Raw genomic sequence first — 20,688 nt, forward strand, 5'->3', positions numbered from 1 at the left:
GCGGAGCCGGGCAGTGCAGGGCGAAGCCGGAGCGGGCAGAGCAGCGTGGAGCCGGGCAGAGCGGAGCCGAGCAGAGCGGAGCCGAGCAGAGCGGAGCCGAGCAGAGCGGAGCCGAGCAGAGCGGGCCGAAGCGGGCAGGGCGGAGCCGAGCGGGGCCGCTACTCGTGGGTGCGGGCCCACGCGCGCGAAGCGGCCATGCGCTCGACGGCCGTCGGGTGGGTGCCGAACAGGAACTGTTCCAGGGTGTTGGGGTCCGGGTCGCCCAGGTTGACCAGGGACAGGCGGCCCTGCATGGCCTCGAACTCGGACGGGTTCGCGGTCAGGCCCAAGGCGTGTTCGTCCGCGCGGGCCTCGATGCGGCGGGACACGAAGGCCTGGGCCGGGCCCGCGAACAGGCTCGCGACCGTGGCCAGGGCCAGCAGCAGGGCCAGGGCGCGGGGCTCGGCTATCGAGTCGACGCGGGCCAGGCGGAGCAGGGCCGACCACGAGCCGATCAGGTACAGCGCGCACACGGCCGCCGCGGCCCCCAGTGCGCCCAGCAGGGTGCCCGTCAGCACGTCATTGTCCTTGGCGTGGCCGAGCTCGTGGGCGACGACGGACTCGATCTCGGCGGGCGGGGCCTGGTCGATCAGGGTGTCGTACACGACGATGCGGCGGGTCGGGCCGAGCCCGGACACGTACGCGTTCACCGCCCGCGTGCGCCGCGACGCGTCCGCCACCAGCACGTCGCGGACCGGTACGCCGTCGCGCGCGGCCAGGGCCAGCAGGCTGGTGCGCAGCTCGCCGTCGGGCATCGGCGTGAACTTGTTGAAGACCGGCTCGACGAGGACCGGGAAGACGAACGTGAGCAGCACCGTGAGGACAGCGGCGCCGGCCGCCCCCCACGCCCACCACCACCGCGGGGCGAAGTGGGTGACGGTGTAGAAGCCGACGAGGACGATCGCGCCGATGACGGCGCCGACGGCGTAGCCCTTGAGCAGGTCGACGGTCCAGCCGCCCCAGCCCTGCGTGGACAGGCCGTAGCGGCGCAGGATCGACTGGCGCCAGGCGGACAGGGGCAGCGCGACCACCTCGCCGACGAGGGTGACGACGAGCCCGCCGAGCAGGGCGCGGGCCAGCCAGTGCCCCCCGAAGGGGCGCCCGGCCTGCTCCACGAGCCAGGCGCCGGCCGGGGTCAGGCCCAGCAGCAGCGCCACGATCAGGCCGAGGACGATCGAGATGTACATCCCCGGGCGCAACGCCGCGTGGAAGGCGCGGCCCTGGGCGACCGCGTCGCGTGGCAGCGTGTCGAGCGCGGCGAGCTGGTCGGCGCGCGGTGCGGGCGGCGCCGACCACGGCACCCGCAGCAGCGCGACGACGGCCGCCGCGATGAGCAGCACGACGAGCGTGATCGCGGCCCAGAGACGAGGCGTCATCGCGTCAGCCTATGCGGCACGCCCGCGCCGGCGGCGGGGTGAGGGGACGGGGGTCACGGGGATAGCCTCGAAGTGGGTGGGCTCCAGCACGGTGACCTCGAACCCGGCGAGCTCGAAGACCTCGATGGCCTGCACCTCCTCGGCACCGAGCTGGTGAAACGCGGGCGGGGTGTCGAGCAGCAGGGTCACCACGCAACTCCTGCAGGCGTTGCCCCGCACCGAACAGCTTTCGCAGTCGACGAGCATCGCTCTCCTCCAATACCGACGCATCGGTGAACCCGATAGCACGAACGGTAGCGAGGGGGTACGACAAAAAATGCAAACGCCCAGGTCAGGACCGCGAAAGCCGCTTCAGGAGCGTGTCGGACGACAAGGGATAGGCACCATGACGGCGTACACCATCGATGACCTCCTTGTCCGAGGAGATCACCACGATCGGGCGCCCCGCGGGCTCGGCCCGGACCAGGCGGCGGATGAGCTCGTCGGCGGTCTCGCCCTTGTGGGAGAACAGCACGCGCACCCCGCGCGGGGCCGGCGGCAGGCCGTGGACCCGCTCCGCGCCGTCGAACACCACGGTGACCTCGGCCCGCGTCTGCGCGGCGAGCCCGCCGACCCCGGCGATGAGCCGGTTGCGCTGCTGCTCGAGGGAGATCTCCGCGTAACCCTTCTTGGTCACGTTGTACCCGTCGACGATCATGTGCGCCTTGGGGAGACTGAGCAGCTGGTCGAGGCGGGCCGGGTCGTCGGCGTCGAGGGCGCGCGCGGACGCGGTGACGCCCTCGGGCCGATCGGCGGCGACGTCGGCGACGAAGTCGGCCGGCAGCTTGTCGGTCGGGTCGAGGGCCAGCTCGCGGCGCAGCCCGACGGCGGCCTGCCCGATCGTCTCCAGCAGCAGCCACAGCCGGGCGTCGTCGACCGCCCGGGCGTCCTTGGCGCTCTGCCGCTGCGCACCGGCGGCGGTCTCGGCCTCGGCGAGGCGGGCCCGCAGGCGCCGCACTTCGGCGTCGTGGTCCGCGTTGACCTTGCCCGCCCGGCCCTTCTCGGCCGCGAGCATGTCGGTCGCCTTGCGCTCCTTGGCCTGCGACTCGCGCAGCGACTTGCCCAGCCCGCGGACCTCCTCACGCAGGCCGGCGGCCTCGTCGCGGAGCCGGGCGAGCTCGTCGCGCAGCTTGTCGGCCTCGACGCGGGCGACCGCGCGGTCGTGTTCGGCGCGCGCGAGGCGCTGCTCGACGTCGCGGACCCGCTCGGAGGCGACGGCCCCCTCGGCCTCGGCCCGCACCGTCTCGGTGGCGTCGCCGACGAGCGTGCGCCAGCCGTCGGGCCGCGCCAGGTACGCCAGCGCCGCCACCTCCACCGGGTCGGCCGCGGCCGGCGCGACCCCCTCGAGCACGGCCGAGCCCAGGTCACCGGCGTCGTTGACGACCCTGGTGGCCAGGCGCTGGCGCAGCAGCGGGTCGCCGGAGAGCTGCAGGGCGATGACCGGGCCGCCCAGGCGGGCGCGGCGGTTGGGGGCGAACTTGGCCACCCGCCGCAGCGGCATGGGCAGCTCTTCCATCGGCAAGCCGGTCATGGCCGCCGCGGCCAGGGAGATCACGCGCTGGCGCACGACCTCGGGCAGCACCGGTTCCTGGTCGTCCTCGACGGCCTGCGCAGACGGCAGCGCGACCTCGGGCTCGAGGTCGTCGGGAGCGTCGTACGCAGACATCACTCCAGTGTCGCATTGTCGACCACATTCGCCCGGGATGGAGTCCAGGACCGCAGCCGTACCTCGAACGGCTAAAAGCTGACATATCCTTATTTCACCCGGTCAAGTGAACGTTTTGGAGGCGGGGATGGCGGCACCGGTACCCAGCAACGAGGCGGACCGGATTTCCGCCCTGCACTCGATGGCTGTCCTGGACACGCCACCGGAGACCGATTTCGACGACATCGTCCGGATCGCGAGCGAAGTCTGCGGCGCCCCGATCTCGCTGGTCACGCTGGTGGACGCCGAGCGGCAGTGGTTCAAGGCCAAGGTCGGCGACCTGGAGCTGGACGAGTCGCCCCGCGAGGTGGCGTTCTGCGCCCACGCGATCATGGGCCGCGACCTCATGGTGGTGCCCGACACGACAGCCGACGTCCGATTTGCGGACAACCCCTTCGTCACCCCGAACGACGGCATCCGCTTCTACGCGGGCGCGCCGCTGCTCACCACCGAAGGGGCGGCCCTGGGCACCCTCTGCGTCGTCGACCACAATCCGCACCGGCTGAACCTCGACCAGATGAAGGCGCTGCGGGCCCTGGCCAGGCAGGTCACGGAGCTGCTCGAGCTGCGTCGACTCGTGGTGGCCGACGAACTGCGCCCCCGGCCCGAGCCCCGGTCGGTGGACCTCGCCTACCTGACCGAAGCCCGGATCCGGGAACTGCGCGCGATCGCGGATGCGCGAAACATCGCCATCACGCTGGGGTTGGCAGACGCCGCATTGGTACACGCTGATCCCGCCAAACTCGCCCGCGCCCTCGACTACGTCATTTTCGGCGCCCTCAAGCTGGCCCCGGCCGGCGGACGGGTCGCGGTGCGCGTGCTCAGCTCACCCGTGCCCGCGATCGAGATCGGCCACGCCGGCGGCAGCATCCGGCCCGAGTGGCAGCTGGACCTCGACGGGCGGCGCAAGGCCGACGAGCCCGTGCCCCGTGCCGTGGCCGAGATCCTGCGCGCGCACGGGGCCACCGTGGCCGACACATCGGCCATCGTCGGCTCCCCCGACGTGCGGCTTGAGCTGCGCTTTCCTCCTCACTAGCAATTTTTGTCACACCCTGGTCGTACTGTGCGCTCGTGCCCCACTACCACCAGGAAACGTTCGACGCCCTATTCGACGACCCCCGCGCCGCCACACTGTTCTCCACCACGTTCGTCGTGGTCGACCTGGAGACCACGGGCGGCGCGCCGGACGGCGGCGGCATCACCGAGATCGGTGCGGTGAAGGTCCGCGGCGGCGAGATCCTGGGCGAGTTCGGCACACTGGTCAACCCGGAGGAGCGGGTGCCGGCCTTCATCACGGTGCTCACCGGCATCACCGAGATGATGCTGCTGGAGGCGCCGAAGCTGGAGACGGTGCTGCCGAGTTTCCTCGAGTTCGCCCAGGGCTCGGTGTGGGTCGCGCACAACGCCCCCTACGACACCGGGTTCCTCAAGGCGGCCTGCGCCAAGCACGGGTACGCCTGGCCCAAACCGATCGTCCTCGACACCGCCGCGATCGCCCGGCGCGCGATGGTCGCCGACGAGGTGCCCAACCACCGGCTGTCCACACTCGCACGGCATTTCCGGGCCGCGACCCAGCCGGTCCACCGGGCGCTCGACGACGCCCGCGCCACCGTCGACGTGCTTCACGGCCTGTTCGCCCGGCTCGGCAGCCTCAAGGTGCACACCATCGGCGACGTGATCGAGTTCGTCAAGGCCGTCAGCCCGGCCCAGCGGCGCAAGAAACACCTGGCCGAGGGGCTGCCCGACGCCCCGGGGGTCTACGTGTTCCGCGGGCTCAAGGACCGGCCGCTGTACATCGGGACGAGCTCCTCCATCGCCACCCGCGTGCGCAGCTACTTCACGGCGGCCGAGAAACGCGCGCGGATCGACGAGATGATCAACGCAGCCGAGCGCGTCGAGGCCATCCCGTGCGCACACTCGCTGGAGGCCGAGGTGCGCGAGCTGCGGCTGATCGCGGCGCACAAACCGCCGTACAACCGGCGCTCGAAGTTTCCGGAGCGCGTGGTGTGGCTGAAGCTCACCGCGGAGGCCTACCCGCGGCTGTCGCTCGTGCGGGAGGTGCAGGGCGACGGCGCGGCCTACCTCGGCCCCTTCGGCTCCCGGCGATACGCCGAGCTGGCGGCGGCCGGCCTCTACGACGCGCTGCCGATCCGCCAGTGCACCCACAAGCTGTCGCTGCGCACCAAGACCCCGGCCTGCGCCCTGGCCGAGCTGGGCCGCTGCCCGGCACCGTGCGAGCACCGCATCTCGGCCGAGGACTACGAGACGGCGGCCGCGGCGCCGTTCCGGACGGCGACCGTCGGCGACCCCGGGCCGGTCGTGCGGGGGCTGATGGCGCGGATCGAGGCGCTGGCCGAGGTCGAGCGCTACGAGGACGCGGCGACGATCCGGGGCCGGCTCGTCGCGTTCCTGCGCACCGCGATCCGCCAGCAGCGGCTGGCCGGGCTGAGCGGGTTACCCGAGGTCGTGGCGGCGCGGCCCTCGGCGGCCGGGGGCTGGGAGATCGCGGTGGTGAGACATGGGCGACTCGCCGCGGCGGGCGTTTCACCCCCGAGGGTGCATCCACAGCCGACCCTGGATGTGGTCTTGGCCACAGCCGAAACCGTCTTGCCGGGGCACGGCCCGACCCCGCGAGCATCCCCGGAGGAGACCGAACGCATCCTGGCGTGGCTCGAACGACCCGAAACACGCCTGGTCAAGACCGATATCGGCTGGTCGTCACCGGTGGGCGGGGCGGCGCGATGGCGTCCGTTCCTGGTCCGGGCGGAAGCGGCCGCCTCGGTTCATACTGACTTGGGCGGGTAGGTACATCGGACGAACGACCATACTCAAATGACCGATCGGATGCCCGTAGGGAAACTAGGCTGGAACCTACCCAAACCCAGGCCCGCGCAGGCCCGTCGGTGAGGAGGTGCCGCTATGGAGCCCGGATTGCAGTCCGGCGCGTCCTTTGGTGCGGGCTCCTCCCCGACACCAAGCGCCCCGGTTCCAGGTGTTGAGTCCCACGAGTCGGGGGCTTCAAACATCGCGGGTGTACCGGATGTTTCAGGCCCGAATGCGACGCACAGCGAGTACATGGTGGACCCAGCGGCGTCGGACGGCAACCCCACGGAGTTTCCGAATTTCCGAGCCGCGGTCGCCGCGTCGGTCATACCGGCCGTGACCAGCGAAGATGCCCACCGCTTGGTCGACGAGACGGTAGCCGCCCTCGGCGTGTCGCGCCCCGCCGCTTTCGGCCGCGGCCCGGCCGCTGACCCCGACGCCTTCGGACCCACGCAGGACTCCAGCGCGACGACCGCCCCGGACGGGTTCGGACCCGCGCTCGCCTCCGGCCCGGTCACCGCCCCGGAGGGTTTCGAACCCGCGCTCGCCTCCGGCCCGGTCACCGCCCCGGAGGGTTTCGAACCCGCGCTCGCCTCCGCCTCAGACGGGTTCGGACCTGCGCTCGCCTCCGGCCCGGCGACCGCCCCGGACGGGTTCGGACCTGCGCTCGCCTCCGGCCCGGCGACCGCCCCGGACGGGTTCGGACCTGCGCTCACGTCCAGCCCGGCGGCGACCCGCGACGGCTTCAGATCCCCGCTCGGCGCCCCGGTGACCTCCTCCCACGGCGCGAGCGGCTCCAGCCCGGCCACCGCCCCCGAAGCGATGCTCGGCGCGGGCGGCCCCGACACGGCGAACAGCTCCGGCGTGGCGCACGGCGGCGACGCCCACGAGCCGGGAGCGATACCCGGGCCCGGCGTACGTGGGCCTGGGATCTCGGACGGTCCCGGGGCGGGCCACTACTCCGGCGTGCCAGGACCGGGAGCGGCAAGCGGCCCGGCCGTGAATGGGCCGGGGGTGGCGCACGGGCCCGGTTCGCCTCGGCCCGGTGCGGCGCACGGGCACGAGAGTTTGGACGGCAGTGGCTCCGGGACGATTCCCGGGAGTGTGCTCGGCGGGACGATCGGGGCCGGGACGAGCGGGCCGCGCACGATTCGGGTCGAGAACTTGAGTTCTGGTGGGTTTCTCGCGCCCGCGGAGATGTTTCTCGGGCCCAAGGGGCTGCCGACCGCGACCATCGCCAGCCCCGGGCGCCGTCCGGGTGCGCCGCCGGGGGGCGGGGAGCGCGCGCCGGCCACGACCGAGCGGTCGCCGAACGATCGGGCCGGGACCGACGGGGGCGAGCCAGGGCGGCAACCTGAACAGCACGCGGACCGAGTGCCCGCGGATCGAATGGCAACGGATCGGGCGCACTGGCCCGACCACGCGCCGGCCGACCGCGGGCATCAGCATGACCGGGCGATGAACGACCGGGCCGCCTCGGCCGAACGCGGCGCCGGCGATCGGGCCACGAACGAGCACGCCGGGCGGGCCGCGAACGAGCACACCGGGCGGCCCGAGCGCGGCCCCAACGAGCACGAGCCGCGCGCCGACCGGAGCGCCGCGCGCACGAGCCAGGCCGACGGCCGCGCCGAGCCCCGGACCGAGGGCCGCGCCGAGCAGGAGCCCCGCGCCGCCCGCACCAACGCCGAGCACGAGCCCCGAGGCGCCGCGCGCGCGAGCCAGGCCGACGGCCGCGCCGAGCCCCGGACCGACGGCCGCGCCGAGCACGAGCCGCGCACCGACCCGGCCGGCACGCGCACCGGCGCCGAGCACGAAACCCGCGCTGACCGGAGCGCCGACCGCGCGAACGCCGAGCACGAAACCCGGGCCGTCGCGCGCGCGAACGCCGAGCTCGAGGACCGGGCCGCCGCGCGGGCGGGTCATGATGGGCGTGGTGGCGGTACGGGGTGGCCGGCCAACGACCGGGGCATCGAGACCCGGCCGCGGCAAGGTGAAGCTCAGGCCGCCGAGCCGGATGCGGACGAGTACGCCGACGGCGGGAAGCCGCGCAACACGCACGACGAGGGCAAGAGCGGTCGCAAGGGTGGAGTGCCGCGGGCGGGGCGGCGCGGGCAGCCGATGCTCGACGACCGGTACGCGGCGCCGCGCAAGAAGCTCACCGCGCCCGCGGCCGATGACTCGCCGGAAGTGCCGCCGCCGCCTACGTACTCGGCGCTGGCCGGCGGGGCCGTGCGGGGCGATCCGACGGCCACGTACACGGCGATCATCGGGTCGCGGCTGCGGGCGATCCTGCCGTGGCAGTCCAGCGATGATCCGATGGCGGGCATTCTGCGGGTACACCGGCAGATCCATCCCTCCGCGGACATTGCGCTGCTGCGCCGGGCCTATGCGATGGCCGAGCAGATGCACCGCGGGCAGATGCGCAAGAGTGGCGAGGCCTTCATCTCGCACCCGCTCGAGGTCACCGAGATCCTCGCGGACCTCGGGATGGACACGACGACGCTTGTCGCGGCGCTGCTGCACGACACCGTCGAGGACACCGACTACACGCTCGGGGCGCTGGAGCGCGACTTCGGCGGCGAGGTCGCGCTGCTGGTCGACGGCGTCACGAAGTTCGACAAGATGTTCTACGGCGCCGACGCCGAGGCCGAGACGATCCGCAAGATGATCGTCGCCGCCGGGCGGGACGTTCGGGTGCTGGTCATCAAGCTCGCCGACCGGCTGCACAACATGCGCACCATCGACGCCCGGTCGGTCAAGAGCCGGGTGCGCATCGCCACCGCGACGCGGGAGGTGCTGATCCCGCTGTGCGAGCGGCTCGGCATCCAGGCGCTGAAGCGGGAGCTCGAGGACTGGGTGCTGCGGGCGGTGTCGCCGAGCGGGTACGCGGTCGTCGCCGACTACGTCGAGCAGCGGGTCGGCTGGGACGGGTACATCGAGAAGGTCATCTCCACCGTGAGCGGCGACCTGAAGCGGTTCGGGCTCGACGCGACCGTCTCCCCGCGGCCCCGGCACCTGTACTCCATCTGGAAGGACACCGTCGACGGCGACTACGCCGAGCCGCACGACCTGCCGCGCATCGTGATCGTGGTCGACGGGCCCGACACCGACTGCTACGCGGCGCTGGGCGCGGTCCACGGCAAGTGGCGGCCGGTACCCGGGCGGTTCAAGGACTTCATCGCCACGCCGAAGAACAACAACTACAAGTCGCTGCACACCACGGTGCTCGGGCCCGAGGGGCGCTCGGTCGAGGTGCTGATCCGCACCGTGGAGATGCATCAGGCGGCGGAGTACGGCATCGTCACGAACTTCCGCTACCCGACCACCGCCGCGCGCTTCGGCCCCGCGAGCAAGGCCGAGCAGCTGGACTGGCTGCGGCGGCTGCTGGACTGGGAGGCGTCCGCCTCCGACCCGTCGCAGTTCATCGCCTCGCTGCGCTGCGACCTCGCCGAGGACCAGATCCTGGTGCTCACGGCGGGCGGCGGGCGGCCGGTGCTGCTGCCCGCGGACGCCACGCCGGTCGACCTCGCGTACATCCTCGGCGCCGACGTCGGCAACCGATGTATCGGCGCCCGGGTCAACGGCCGGCTCACCGCGGTCTCCTCCCCCCTCGCCGACGGCGACTCGGTGGAGATCATCACCCGCGCCGGCCAGCGGGACGAGTTCGACTTCGACGCGGACGCCCCCGCGCGCGGCCCGTCGCCGGAATGGCTGGATTTCGTCCGTACCCCGCACGCCCGCCTCCACATCAGCCGCTGGTTCGAGGCCCACGAGGCACCGGCGATCACGGTCGCCAACAAGGTGCGGCTCGGCCGGCTCGCCATCGGCCTCGCGCTGCGCCAGCAGGGCCGCGGCCTGGCCAGCGACCTGCCCCTGGTACGCCTCGCGCCCCGCCTCGGCTTCCCCGACATCGAGACGCTCCTCGTCGCCGTGGCCGACCACGCCCGCACCGCCGACGAGGTCGTGGCCGAGTTGATCGCCCTGGTCGACCATTCCCCGCATTAGGTCACTAGCCTTACCGGATGACCGACTTGCGTGGGCGGGTGCGCGTGCTGGCGTACCGCACGTTCTACCGGCTCCCCGGGCGCTGGAAGCGGCGGATCGTGCGCACGTTCCAGCCGACGTACACCGTCGGCGCCGTCGCGATCATCCGTGACCCCGCGCTCACGCAGATCCTGCTCCTGCGCCAGCCGCCCGGCGCCGGCTGGTCGCTGCCGGCCGGGCTGATGGACCGCGGCGAGACCCCGGCGCAGACCGCCGCCCGCGAGCTCGCCGAGGAGACCGGGCTCAAGCTGCCGCTCGACCAGATGCGCCCGGCCTCGCCCAACGCGATCGTGCACACCCGCGGCCAGTGGATCGACATGGTGTTCGAGGCCGAGATCGTGCCCGGCGAGGCGCTCGTCGTCGACCAGGCCGAGATCCTCGAGGCGGCCTGGCACCGGCTCGACAACCTGCCGCCGCTGACCGTCTCCACCTCGCGGCTGCTCGCGCACTACGGCATCGGCCCGTACAAGGAGTACCCGGAAGTGCTGGAGACGTGAGCATGAGCGCGGACGTGTGCGCGGTGGTGCTCGCGGCCGGCGAGGGGCGGCGCCTGCGGCCGCTGACCGAGCACCTGCCGAAGGCGCTGTGCCCGGTCGGCAACGTCCCGCTGCTGGACCGGGCGTTGGAGCGGGTGCGGTACCACGGGCTGGACACCGCCGTGAACGCCTGCTACCTGGGCCACCTCGTGGCCGCGCACGTCGGCGACCGGGCCCACCTGTCCGTCGAGCCCGGCGACCCGCTCGGCACCGCCGGCGGCCTCGGGCTGCTGCGGGACTGGATCGGCGGCCGGGGCGTGCTCGTCGGCAACGCCGACGCGTACCTGGCCACGGAGGGCCTCGCGCCCGGCGCGGACATCGCGGCACTGCTCGAGAACTGGGACGGGGAGACCGCCCGGCTGCTCGGGGTGCCCGGGCCGCCGCGAGAGTTCGGCGGCCACCGGTTCGCCGGGTTCTCGCTGCTGCCGTGGGACCTGGTCAAGGACCTGGAGCCGGAGCCGTCGGACCTCGTGCGGCTGGCGTGGCGCCCCGCGGAGCGGCAGGGGCGGCTGGAGGTCGTCGAGTATCCGGGCACCTACCTCGACACCGGAACTCCGGCGGACTATCTGGCCGCGAACCTGCATGCGGTACACCAGAAGGAACTCGTTGCGGAGGACGCCGTCGTGACCGGGGCGCTCGACGGCGCCGTCATCGGGGCGGGGGCGCACGTCGCCGGGCGGGTGCACCGCGGGGTGGTGTGGCCGGGCGGAGTCGTCGCGGCGGGCGAGACGCTCACCGACGCGATCCGGGTCGGACGGTCGCTCACCGTCCCCGCCCACTAGCATGACGGGTGTCCACAGGCCGGAAGGAGCTCCGCAGGTGATCACCGCGATCGTTCTCATCGACTGCGCCACCGACTCGATCCCGGAGGTGGCCGAGAACATCGCCAACCTCGACGGCGTCAGCGAGGTCTACTCCGTCGCCGGCAACGTGGACCTCATCGCGATGGTGCGCGTCCAGCAGTTCGAGGAGATCGCCGAGGTCATCGCGAACCGCATCTCCAAGGTGCCCGGGGTTGTGGAGACCGACACACACATCGCGTTTCGCGCGTATTCGCGCCACGATTTGGAAGAAGCTTTCGCGATCGGTCTCCCCGACGCCGACTAATTCCTGTTTGCGCTGCTGAACGCCCTGTCCCGGCGCCGCGAGTGCGGCAAATCGCATCGAATGACGGGCCCGCACCCGGTACCCTCGCCGCCATGAGGATCGGCATCGTAGGGGCCACCGGGCAGGTGGGCAGCGTCATGCGCCACATCCTGGCCGAGCGGCAGTTCCCGGTAGACGAGTTGCGCTTGTTCGCCTCCGCCCGTTCGGCGGGGCGGCCCATCGACTGGCAGAACACGCAGGTCAAGGTGGAGGACGCGGCGACCGCGGACTACGCCGGGCTCGACGTCGTGCTGTTCTCCGCGGGCAAGGGCACGTCGAAGGAGCTCGCCCCGAAGGTGGCCGCCGCGGGCGCCGTCGTCATCGACAACTCCTCCGCCTGGCGAATGGACCCGGAAGTACCGCTGGTGGTCGCCGAGGTCAACCCGCACGCCGCCGCCGACCGGCCGAAGGGCATCATCGCCAACCCGAACTGCACCACCATGGCCGCCATGCCCGTGTTGCGCCCGCTGCACGAGGAGGCCGGCCTGGTCGCCCTGGTCGCCGCCACCTACCAGGCCGTCTCCGGCGCGGGCCTGGCCGGCGTGGCCGAGCTCGACGAGCAGGTGCGCAAGGTGGCCGACGGCGCGGCGGCCCTCGCCTTCAGCGGCTCGGCCGTGGAGTTCCCGGAGCCGAAGAAGTTCGCCCGGCCCATCGCGTTCAACGTGCTGCCGCTGGCCGGTGGCCTCGTCGACGACGGCTCCTTCGAGACCGACGAGGAGCAGAAGCTGCGCAACGAGAGCCGGAAGATCCTCGAGATCCCGGACCTCAAGGTCTCCGGCACCTGCGTCCGCGTGCCCGTCTACACCGGGCACTCCCTGCAGATCAACGCCCGTTTCGCGCGGCCCATCTCGGTGCAGCGCGCGACCGAGCTGCTCGCGTCGGCGCCGGGCGTCGCCCTGAGCGACGTCCCGACGCCGCTGCAGGCCGCCGGCGCCGACCCGTCGTTCGTCGGGCGCATCCGCGTGGACGAGACGGTCGAGCACGGCCTGGCCCTCTTCGTGGCGAACGACAACCTGCGCAAGGGTGCGGCCCTCAACGCCGTACAGATCGCGGAACTGTTCGTCTAAGCAGCGTTCGGCAGGTGCCGGTCGAACCAGTCGAGGATGGCGTCGAAGCGCTGGATCCGATGGGACGGCCGGCCCGTGCGGGACAACTCGTGCCCCTCGCCCGGGAAGAGCAGCAGCTCGGCCGGGGCGCCGCGGCGCTTGAGGGCCACGAAGAGCCGGTATGCCTGCTCGACCGGGCAGCGCCAGTCCTGCTCCGAGTGGATGATCAGCATCGGCACGGAGATGCGGTCGGCGTACGTCAGCGGGCTCTGCCGGCTCTGCCGCTCGAAATCGCCGGAGTAGAGCGCGTCGGCGAAGAACCAGCCGATGTCCGAGGTACCAGTGAAGCTGTCGATGCTGTTGACCGCCCGCTCGGAGACCGCCGCGCGGAAGCGGTCGCCGTGGTGGGCGGCCAGCCAGGTGGTCATGAAGCCGCCGTGCGAGCCGCCGAGCACCCCGACCCGGCCCGCGTCGAGGTCCGGCTCCTTCAGGGCCGCGTCGAGCAGCGCCAGCAGGTCGGTCGCGGTCACCTCGCCCACGTTGCCGCGGATGGGCTCGCCGTGGGCCTCGCCGTACCCGGACGAGCCGCGCGGGTTGCCGTAGACGACCGCGTAGCCGGCGCCCGCGTACACCTGGGGCTCGTCGAAGAGCCGCCAGCCGTACTGCGCGTAGGGCCCGCCGTGGATCATGAGTAGGACGGGGTGCGGGCCCTCGCCGGCCGGGCGGACGACCCAGCCGTGGACCGGGTACCCGTCCGGGGCGGTGGCCGTGACCTCGACCTGTTCCAGGGCCTCCGTGCCCTTGTTGAACTCGGTGAGGCGCCGTTCGTCCCGGTAGAGCTCGCCCCAGCTCGTGGGGGTCGCGATCACCGTGGCCAGCACGCCGCCGGCCCACGCGAAGGACGACACCTGGCGCTCGCCGGTGATCAGCGGAGTCGGCGGCCCGCCGTCGTACGGGACGCTCAGCAGCTCGACCGCGCCGCGGTTCTCGTTCATGAACAGGGCGCCGTCCGGCGTCACGTCCATGTCGCCCGGCGACATGGCGAGGTGGTAGCGCGCCGGGTCGAGCAACGGCGCCGCCGGCCCGCCGTCCAGCGGGATCGACCACAGCGACTCGTTGCGCAGGACCGAGCCGGCCGGGCACGCCACGAAGAGGACCGCCGCGCCGTCCGGGCGGAAGCGCGGCAGCGAGGCCGAGAACTCCCCGCCGGTGAGGGCCCGCCGCTCGCTGCCGTCCGCGCGGCACACGCACACGTCCGCGGACCAGGCCTCGGCGCTGGACTCCAGGAACGTCAGCCACGCGCCGTCCGGGGAGTAGCGGGGGTCGCCCTCGCCCTCGGCGACCCGGGTGACCTCGCCTTCCAGGGTCACAGTGAAGATGTGCGACGGGCGGTCGCCGAAGAAGCCGAGGCCGTCGAGGCGGTGGAACAGGTCCGTGATCCGCCGTGGGGGCTCGCCGTCGGGGCCGATCTGCTCGCCGTCGTCGGTACGGGCGGTGCCGTAGCGGGGCTCTTGCGGTACACGAGCGGAAAATGCCAGGCGGGAAGAGTCGGGGGCCCAGTCGGCGGGGCCCACGCCCAGCGGCTCGTCGGTCAGGGGCCACGCGTCGCCGCCGGTCATGGGCAGGATCCAGAGCTGGGGCTTTGCGGCCTTGCCGGTGCGGCGCAGGAAGGCGAGGTGGCGGCCGTCGGGCGACCAGCGGGGGGCGCTGTCGTGCCAGCCGCGGGTGAGCTGCTCTTCCTTTTCTTGTGAGCCGGTGGTCGGCTCTTCCTTTTCCTTTGAGCCGTTGGTCGGCTCTTCCTTTTCCTTTGAGCCGGTGGTCGGCTCTTCCTTTTCCGTTGAGCCGTTGGTCGGCTCTTCCGTTGAGCCGTTCGTCGGCACGAGCCACAGCTGCGAGGTGTACGAGTCGCTGGCGAGGTCGGGGCGGGCCACCGCGACGACGGCGGTGCGGCCGTCGGGGCTCAGGGTCGGCGTCCCGGGTATGCGCATTTGCGGCAGATCGGCGGGTTTCACGTCCAGCACAGTAAGCCGCGCGGGCCCGCCTTACCGGCGAGTAACCTCCTACCCCTACCCTACGAGCATGGAGCCGACGCTGGAGACCGTGGTGCGCGGGGCCGACTCGATCGCCCTGCACGTGTACCCGGCGCCCGAGGACGCGCCGACGCTGGCGGTGCTGTGGCCGGCGATGGGCGTGCCGGCGCGCTACTACCGCAAGTTCGCGGGCGAGCTGGGGGCGGCGGGCGTGGCCGTGGTCGTCGCCGACCTGCGCGGGACCGGGGCGAGCGCGCCGCGGCCGGGGCGCGGGTCGCGGTACGGCCTGGGCGACCTCACCGCCGACGTGGACGCCGTGCTGGCGCACCTCAAGCCGCGGCGCGCGGGGCGGCGCACGATCCTCGTGGGGCACTCGCTGGGCGGGCAGGCGTGCGCGCTGCACCTGGCGTGCGAGCCGGCGAGCGACGTGGCGGGGCTGGCGCTGCTGGCGGTCGGGCTGCCGTACTGGCGCAGCTACCCGGGCGGCCAGCGGCTGCCGGTACTGCTGCAGACGCAGGCGCTCGGGGTCGCCTCGGCCGTGCTGCGCGTCTGGCCGGGCTGGGGCTTCGGCGGGCGGCAGGCGCGCGGGGTGATCCGGGACTGGGCGTACACGGCGCGGACGGGGCGCTACCCGAACCTGGGCGGGGTCGACGTCGAGGCGGCGCTAGCGAAGGTCACCACGCCGGTGCTCGCGGTCGACATGGCCGGCGACAAGTACACGCCGCCCGGGACCGTCACCCGGCTGCTGGAGAAGCTTGCGAGCGTGCCGGTCACGCGCGAGCGGTACGCGCCGGCCGAGGCGATCGACCACTTCCGCTGGGCCAAACACGGCGACGAGCTGGCCGGGCGCGTCGCCTCGTGGGCGAGGCACCTGTAGACGCCCGCCGCGCCGCGGCGCCGCGGAACGACCTGTAGCCCATGCCCGGCGGCGAGCTGGGCGAACGAGCGATCCGCCGACGTCGCATCGCGGCCGACTGGCTGGAGGACGAGACCTCGGGACTACGGCCCTCGGTGGAAGACCTCCCGACCACGGCCCTCGGTGGAAGACCTCCCGACCACGGCTAGCGGCGAGGCGGCCAGGCAGCCTACGCACCGCGCGCGGCGAAGAGCGGGCCCGCGTCCTACGCACCGCGCGCGGGTGGGACAGCGGGCGAACGACCTGCGCGCCGACCGAGTCGCCTGGTTGACGACCGGGGCCGTGCCGCGTCCCGTTGTTGGCGAACCACCTGCGGCGGCGAGCCGGCGGAATGCGTCACCGCGCGGGCGTGTGACCTCTGAACCGTGGGCGCGGACGGAGCGGACGGAGCGGACGGAGCGGACGGAGCGGACGGAGCGGACGGAGCTGGCTGAACGGGCTGAACGGGCTGGTCGGGCCGGACTGGGGTGCGTCGGCCCGTGGATGTTCGACCGAGAGACCGCGGGCCTTGGTGTCGCCGTTCCGTCTATCTGACACCGTACCATTCCGAAACTATTTCACGTTATTTTGTCCACAGGGCCATCACACACAGTGCGGCCCCCGGCTCGAAAGCCGAGGGCCGCTTGACAAAGCAACGAACAAGTGCGGGACCTCAGTGGCCCGTCGTGATCTCCTCGCGGTCCGCGTCGTCCACCTGGCGCTGAGCCGGCTTCACCTGCGGGGCCGCCTTCTCGATCGGGTAGAAGAAGCCCTTCACCGTCGGGGCCAGTGCGCCCAGGCGGTTCATCTTCTTCGGCACGACCCAGCCCGCGTACTCCAGGCCGTGGTGGCCGTCGCCGTCCGCGTGGCCGTTGGCCGACGGGAGCGGCTGGTGCACCTCGATGAAGCGGCCGTCCGGCAGGCGGCGGATGATGCCCGTCTCCACGCCGTGGGCCAGGACCTCGCGGTCGTGCTGCTGCAGGCCCAGGGCCACCCGGAACGCCACGTAGTACGCCAGCGGCGGGATGACCAGGATGCCGACGCGGCCGGCCCAGGTCATCGCGTTGAGGCTGATGTGGAACTTGTCCGCCAGCACGTCGTTGCCGCCCGAGATCAGCAGCACGACGTAGAACGAGATCGCCATGGCGCCGAGCGCGGTGCGCAGCGGGTTGTCCCGCGGGCGCTGCAGCAGGTTGTGCACGGCCTTGTCCTTGGTGAACCGGGCCTCGATGAACGGATAGAAGATCGGCAGCATGGTCAGGATGCCGGGTAGCACCACCGTGGGCCAGAAGATCGGCGGGATGGTGTAGCCGTCACCCCATCCGAACAGGTCGAAGCGGATCTCCCACGCGGGGAACAGACGCGTCGAGCCGTCCAGGAACATGACGTACCAGTCGGGCTGGCTCGCCGCCGAGACCACCGCGGCCTTGTAGGGGCCGAACAGCCAGATCGGGTTGATCTGGAAGAGGCCCGCCAGGGCGGCGATCATGGCGAACACGATCATGAAGAAGCCGCCGGCCTTGGCCGCGAAGCCGGGGAACATCCGCACGCCGACCACGTTCTCGTTGGTCCGGCCGGGGCCGGGCCACTGGGTGTGCTTCTGCTTCACCAGCAGGCCCATGTGGACCGTGATGAGCGCGAGCAGCGCACCCGGGACGAGCAGCACGTGGACGATGTACAGCCGGTCGAGGATGACCATGCCGGGGAACTCCCCGCCGAAGAGCGAGTTGGTCACCCAGGTGCCGACGATCGGGATGGACAGCATGATCGCCGAGGCGATGCGCAGGCCGGTGCCGGACAGCGCGTCGTCGGGCAGCGAGTAACCGCCGAAGCCCTCGAGGAAGCCCATCCAGAACAGCAGCACGCCGACGATCCAGTTGGCCTCGCGCGGCTTGCGGAACGCGCCGGTGAAGAAGACGCGGAACATGTGCACCACGATCGCGGCCATGAACAGCAGCGCCGCCCAGTGGTGCATCTGGCGCATGAACAGGCCGCCGCGCACGTCGAAGGACAAGTGCAGGGCGGTGTTGTACGCCTGCGACATCTCCACGCCGCGCAGCGGTGCGTAGCTGCCGCTGTAGACGGTCTCGGCCATCGACGGGTCGAAGAACAGCGCCAGGAAGATGCCGCTGAGCAGCAGCACGATGAACGAGTAGAGCGCGATCTCACCCAGCAGGAACGACCAGTGGTCGGGGAAGACCTTGTTCAGCAGCCGCCGCAGCGGGGTCGCCGCCTGGAAGCGCTCGTCGAGCGCCCCCGCGGACTTGGCCGGAAGTGCCCGGAGGTCGATCTTTCGCCGTTTCATGGCCGCTCCCAGAAGGCCGGACCGATGGCCACCTTGTAGTCGGACTTCGCTACGAAGTATCCCTCATCGTCCACCGTGATCGGCAACTGCGGCAACGCCCGGCTGGCGGGGCCGAAGACCGGCCTGGCGTTGTCGGTGATCTGGAACTGCGACTGGTGGCAGGGGCACAGCAAGCGGTTGGTCTGCTGCTCGTACAGGCTCGCCGGGCAGCCGGCGTGGGTGCAGATCTTCGAGTACGCCACGAAGTTCTGCCACTGCGAGTCGTGGTTGACCGCCTTGGCGTTCTTCAGCGTCTCCAGGGCGTCGTCCTCGCGCAGGTGCATGAGCAGGGTCGGCGAGTCGGCGAACTCGTTCGTCGCGCCGCCGGGGATGCCGGGGAAGACGGTGATCTGGCCGCCGACGCTGATGTCGGCGGGGCGGATCGGGGTGCCGTCCTCGTGGGTGAGGCGTACCGGCTTGCCGCCGTTCTTCTTCGGGTCCCAGCCCGTGGTGAAGAAGACGTTCTCGTCGCCCTGCTTCGGCGCCTTGATCAGCGAGCCGACCAGGAGCGCGCCGGCGACCGCGCCCAGCGGGGCGGCGCCGGCCAGGAACGCCAGGCCGACGAACCGGCGGCGCTTGAGGCCGAGCTCGTCGCCCATGTTGACGATCGTCGCCGCGGTGAGCTTCTGCTCGGTGCTGTCCGAGTGACCGTCGTGGCGCTCCTGGATCGAGACCTCCTCGGGCAGGAGCTTCTTCGACCAGACGATGATGCCCAGGCCCAGCGTCAGCAGCGCCAGGCCCAGCGTTGCGCCCAGGATCGGCGTGTAGAACGGCATCAGGTCCTGGTAGGTCTGGTTGCCGTGTCCGTAGTGCCAGGGCCAGGCGATGTAGGCGACCACGAACGCGGTCCCCATGAGCCCCGTGAGCAGGAACAGGAAGGCCAGCAGGCGCTCGATGCGCTTCTCGGCCTTCGTGCCCGGCACCGGGAACCGGGGCGCGTAGTGGACGATCTCGACGCCGTCGCGGCGAGCGCCCTCCTTGACCAGGTCGAACCGGGTGAGGGTCGGGTCACTCGCGTCGAACTGCTCCTCCGTGGGAGCGGTGTGGGTGGTCATGACTTCCCTGCAATCCACAACGTGGCGAACACGAGCGCCGCGATACCGACGAGGAAGATGACGAGCCCCTCGGGGACCGGGCCGTAGCGGCCGAGGTTCCAGCCACCGGGGTCTGACTGCGCGTTCTTGTTCAGGTTCTGGACGTACGCGATGATCGCGGCCTTGTCGTCCGGGCTCAGCTGGTTGTTGCCGAACACTGGCATGTTCTGCGGGCCGGTGAGCATGGCGCCGTACATGTCGCGGTTGGTGGAGTGCTGCAGCGTCGGGGCGAACTTGCCCGAGGACAGCGCGCCGCCGCCGGTGCTGAACGCGTGGCAGGACGAGCAGTTGACGCGGTAGAGCTCACCGCCGTGCGCGAGGGTCTTGGCGTCGGCTTGCGCGTTCTTGACGTCCTTGTCCAGGCTCTCGGCGCTCGGCAGCTGCGGCCCGCCGCCCAGTTCCTGGATGTAGGCGCCGATGTCGGCGGCGTCCTTCTCGCTGTACATCGGGTCCTTGCGCTGGGCCTGCGCCTCCTGGCGGGCCAGCGGCATGCGGCCGGTGTTGACCTGGAACTCCACGGCCGCGGAGCCGACGCCGATCAGGCTCGGGCCGCGTCCCTGCACGCCCTGCGCGTTTGTGCCGTGGCAGGTGATGCAGCTGGTCTCGTAGATCTCCTTGCCGTGCTTCGCGGCGTCCGAGAGGGCCGGCACGTCCTCGGCGCGGCCGACGCCCGGGGCGTAAGCGCTGTACAGGCCGCCGACAATCGTGAGCGCGGCGATCAGGCGAACGGCCGCCTCCAGCCGCCGGCGCAACTTGCCCCGCGCCGCGCGCGCTCCTCCCGGCACCAGCCGGGCAAGCGGCCGCTTGCTCTGTTCGGAAGTCATGGCCTCACCTTTGTCGTCATCACCTATGTCGTCTCGGTGGTTGTTCGGTGGTGGTGGTCCCTGCGAGGTGGTCCGGGAGCGTGACGGGGCCCGGGAGTCGACGGCCTACTGCAGGAAGTAGATCATCGCGAACAGCGCGATCCAGACCACGTCGACGAAGTGCCAGTAGTACGACACGACGATCGCCGCCGTCGCCTGGGCCGGCGTGAAGCGCCCCATCGTCGTGCGGATGAGGTAGATGACGAAGGCGATGAGGCCGCCCGTGACATGCAGGCCGTGGAAGCCCGTCGTCAGGTAGAACATCGAGCCGTACCCGTCGCCGTTGATCTTCACGCCCTCGGAGACCAGGTTGCGGTACTCGTTGACCTGGCCGAGCACGAACGTCAGGCCCATGATGAACGTCAGCGCGAACCACCGGCGCAGGCCGTGCACGTCACCGCGCTCGGCGCGGAACACGCCGATCTGGCAGGTGATGGACGACAGTACGAGGACGATGGTGAACGTCAGGGCGTAGGGGATGTTCAGCACCTCGGTGTGCTTCTCCCACAGCTCCGGCGCCGCCGCGCGGATCGAGAAGTACATCGCGAAGAGTGCCGCGAAGAACATCAGTTCGCTGGAGAGCCACACGATCGTCCCGACGCTGACCATGTTGGGCCTGGTCAGTGAGTGGATCTGGCTCTTGGCAATCGCTGGGGCCGCAGTCACAGCGTCATTATTGCCCCCGATCATCATCGCCTTTGCGCGGGG

General features: G+C 71.8%; 15 protein-coding genes and 1 pseudogene. 8 read left to right on the forward strand and 8 right to left on the reverse strand.

The annotated features are described in order from the left end of the window. Positions 1-158: 158 nt before the first annotated feature. The 3 genes from AB0B76_RS23775 to AB0B76_RS23785 form a co-directional block, all read right to left on the reverse strand. Entirely contained in the window at positions 159-1,415 is a 1,257-nt protein-coding gene (locus tag AB0B76_RS23775; protein WP_360378874.1) for a M48 family metallopeptidase, read from the reverse strand. Between the two features lie 9 nt (positions 1,416-1,424). Then, positions 1,425-1,604 carry a hypothetical protein gene (locus tag AB0B76_RS23780; protein ID WP_360378876.1) on the reverse strand — a complete coding sequence of 60 codons (180 nt, stop codon included), beginning with the start codon at positions 1,602-1,604 and terminating at the stop codon, positions 1,425-1,427. Between the two features lie 142 nt (positions 1,605-1,746). Next, a complete protein-coding gene (locus tag AB0B76_RS23785) occupies positions 1,747-3,120 on the reverse strand; it encodes an NYN domain-containing protein (protein WP_360378879.1) in 1,374 nt (457 codons plus the stop codon). A gap of 127 nt (positions 3,121-3,247) precedes the next feature. Between AB0B76_RS23785 and AB0B76_RS23790 the strand changes: the two genes are divergently transcribed. The 7 genes and pseudogenes from AB0B76_RS23790 (at position 3,248) to AB0B76_RS23820 (ending at position 12,775) form a co-directional block, all read left to right on the forward strand. After that, complete coding sequence (locus AB0B76_RS23790) at positions 3,248-4,195, forward strand: GAF domain-containing protein (protein ID WP_360378881.1); 948 nt, start codon at positions 3,248-3,250, stop codon at positions 4,193-4,195. Positions 4,196-4,230: 35 nt separating this feature from the next. Continuing rightward, on the forward strand, positions 4,231-5,964 hold the full coding sequence (locus AB0B76_RS23795; RefSeq protein WP_360378883.1) for a DEDD exonuclease domain-containing protein: 1,734 nt from the start codon (positions 4,231-4,233) through the stop codon (positions 5,962-5,964). Positions 5,965-8,256: 2,292 nt separating this feature from the next. After that, a pseudogene (locus tag AB0B76_RS23800) lies at positions 8,257-9,987 on the forward strand (HD domain-containing protein); the annotation flags it as partial. A 17-nt stretch (positions 9,988-10,004) separates the two neighbouring features. After that, entirely contained in the window at positions 10,005-10,523 is a 519-nt protein-coding gene (locus AB0B76_RS23805) for an NUDIX hydrolase (protein WP_360378886.1), read from the forward strand. Positions 10,524-10,525: 2 nt separating this feature from the next. Beyond that, positions 10,526-11,344 carry a sugar phosphate nucleotidyltransferase gene (locus AB0B76_RS23810; protein ID WP_360378889.1) on the forward strand — a complete coding sequence of 273 codons (819 nt, stop codon included), beginning with the start codon at positions 10,526-10,528 and terminating at the stop codon, positions 11,342-11,344. A 37-nt stretch (positions 11,345-11,381) separates the two neighbouring features. Then, positions 11,382-11,669 (forward strand): Lrp/AsnC ligand binding domain-containing protein, encoded by a 288-nt coding sequence (locus tag AB0B76_RS23815; protein ID WP_360378892.1) that lies wholly within the window; start codon positions 11,382-11,384, stop codon positions 11,667-11,669. Between the two features lie 92 nt (positions 11,670-11,761). Then, complete coding sequence (locus AB0B76_RS23820) at positions 11,762-12,775, forward strand: aspartate-semialdehyde dehydrogenase (RefSeq protein ID WP_360378895.1); 1,014 nt, start codon at positions 11,762-11,764, stop codon at positions 12,773-12,775. On the opposite strand, the gene AB0B76_RS23825 is transcribed toward AB0B76_RS23820, so the two are convergent. Continuing rightward, on the reverse strand, positions 12,772-14,766 hold the full coding sequence (locus tag AB0B76_RS23825; RefSeq protein WP_360378898.1) for a S9 family peptidase: 1,995 nt from the start codon (positions 14,764-14,766) through the stop codon (positions 12,772-12,774). The genes AB0B76_RS23820 and AB0B76_RS23825 overlap by 4 nt on opposite strands. Positions 14,767-14,833: 67 nt before the next feature. Here AB0B76_RS23825 and AB0B76_RS23830 point away from each other — a divergent pair, with 67 nt between their 5' ends. Then, complete coding sequence (locus AB0B76_RS23830) at positions 14,834-15,661, forward strand: alpha/beta fold hydrolase (protein ID WP_360378900.1); 828 nt, start codon at positions 14,834-14,836, stop codon at positions 15,659-15,661. Positions 15,662-16,352: 691 nt separating this feature from the next. Here AB0B76_RS23830 and AB0B76_RS23835 read toward each other — a convergent pair. The 4 genes from AB0B76_RS23835 to AB0B76_RS23850 all read right to left on the reverse strand — a co-directional run bounded on the left by AB0B76_RS23835 (position 16,353) and on the right by AB0B76_RS23850 (position 20,646). Beyond that, on the reverse strand, positions 16,353-17,984 hold the full coding sequence (locus tag AB0B76_RS23835; protein WP_360378903.1) for a ubiquinol-cytochrome c reductase cytochrome b subunit: 1,632 nt from the start codon (positions 17,982-17,984) through the stop codon (positions 16,353-16,355). Continuing rightward, a complete protein-coding gene (locus AB0B76_RS23840) occupies positions 17,981-19,078 on the reverse strand; it encodes a Rieske 2Fe-2S domain-containing protein (protein WP_360378906.1) in 1,098 nt (365 codons plus the stop codon). The genes AB0B76_RS23835 and AB0B76_RS23840 overlap by 4 nt, the downstream gene beginning before the upstream one ends. After that, complete coding sequence (locus tag AB0B76_RS23845) at positions 19,075-19,941, reverse strand: cytochrome c (protein ID WP_360378908.1); 867 nt, start codon at positions 19,939-19,941, stop codon at positions 19,075-19,077. Before AB0B76_RS23845 ends, AB0B76_RS23840 begins: the two co-directional genes overlap by 4 nt. A 105-nt stretch (positions 19,942-20,046) precedes the next feature. Continuing rightward, positions 20,047-20,646, reverse strand: coding sequence for a heme-copper oxidase subunit III (locus AB0B76_RS23850; RefSeq protein ID WP_360378910.1), 600 nt, complete (start codon positions 20,644-20,646; stop codon positions 20,047-20,049). Positions 20,647-20,688: the final 42 nt, after the last annotated feature.

The organism is Dactylosporangium sp. NPDC049140 (assembly GCF_040648435.1).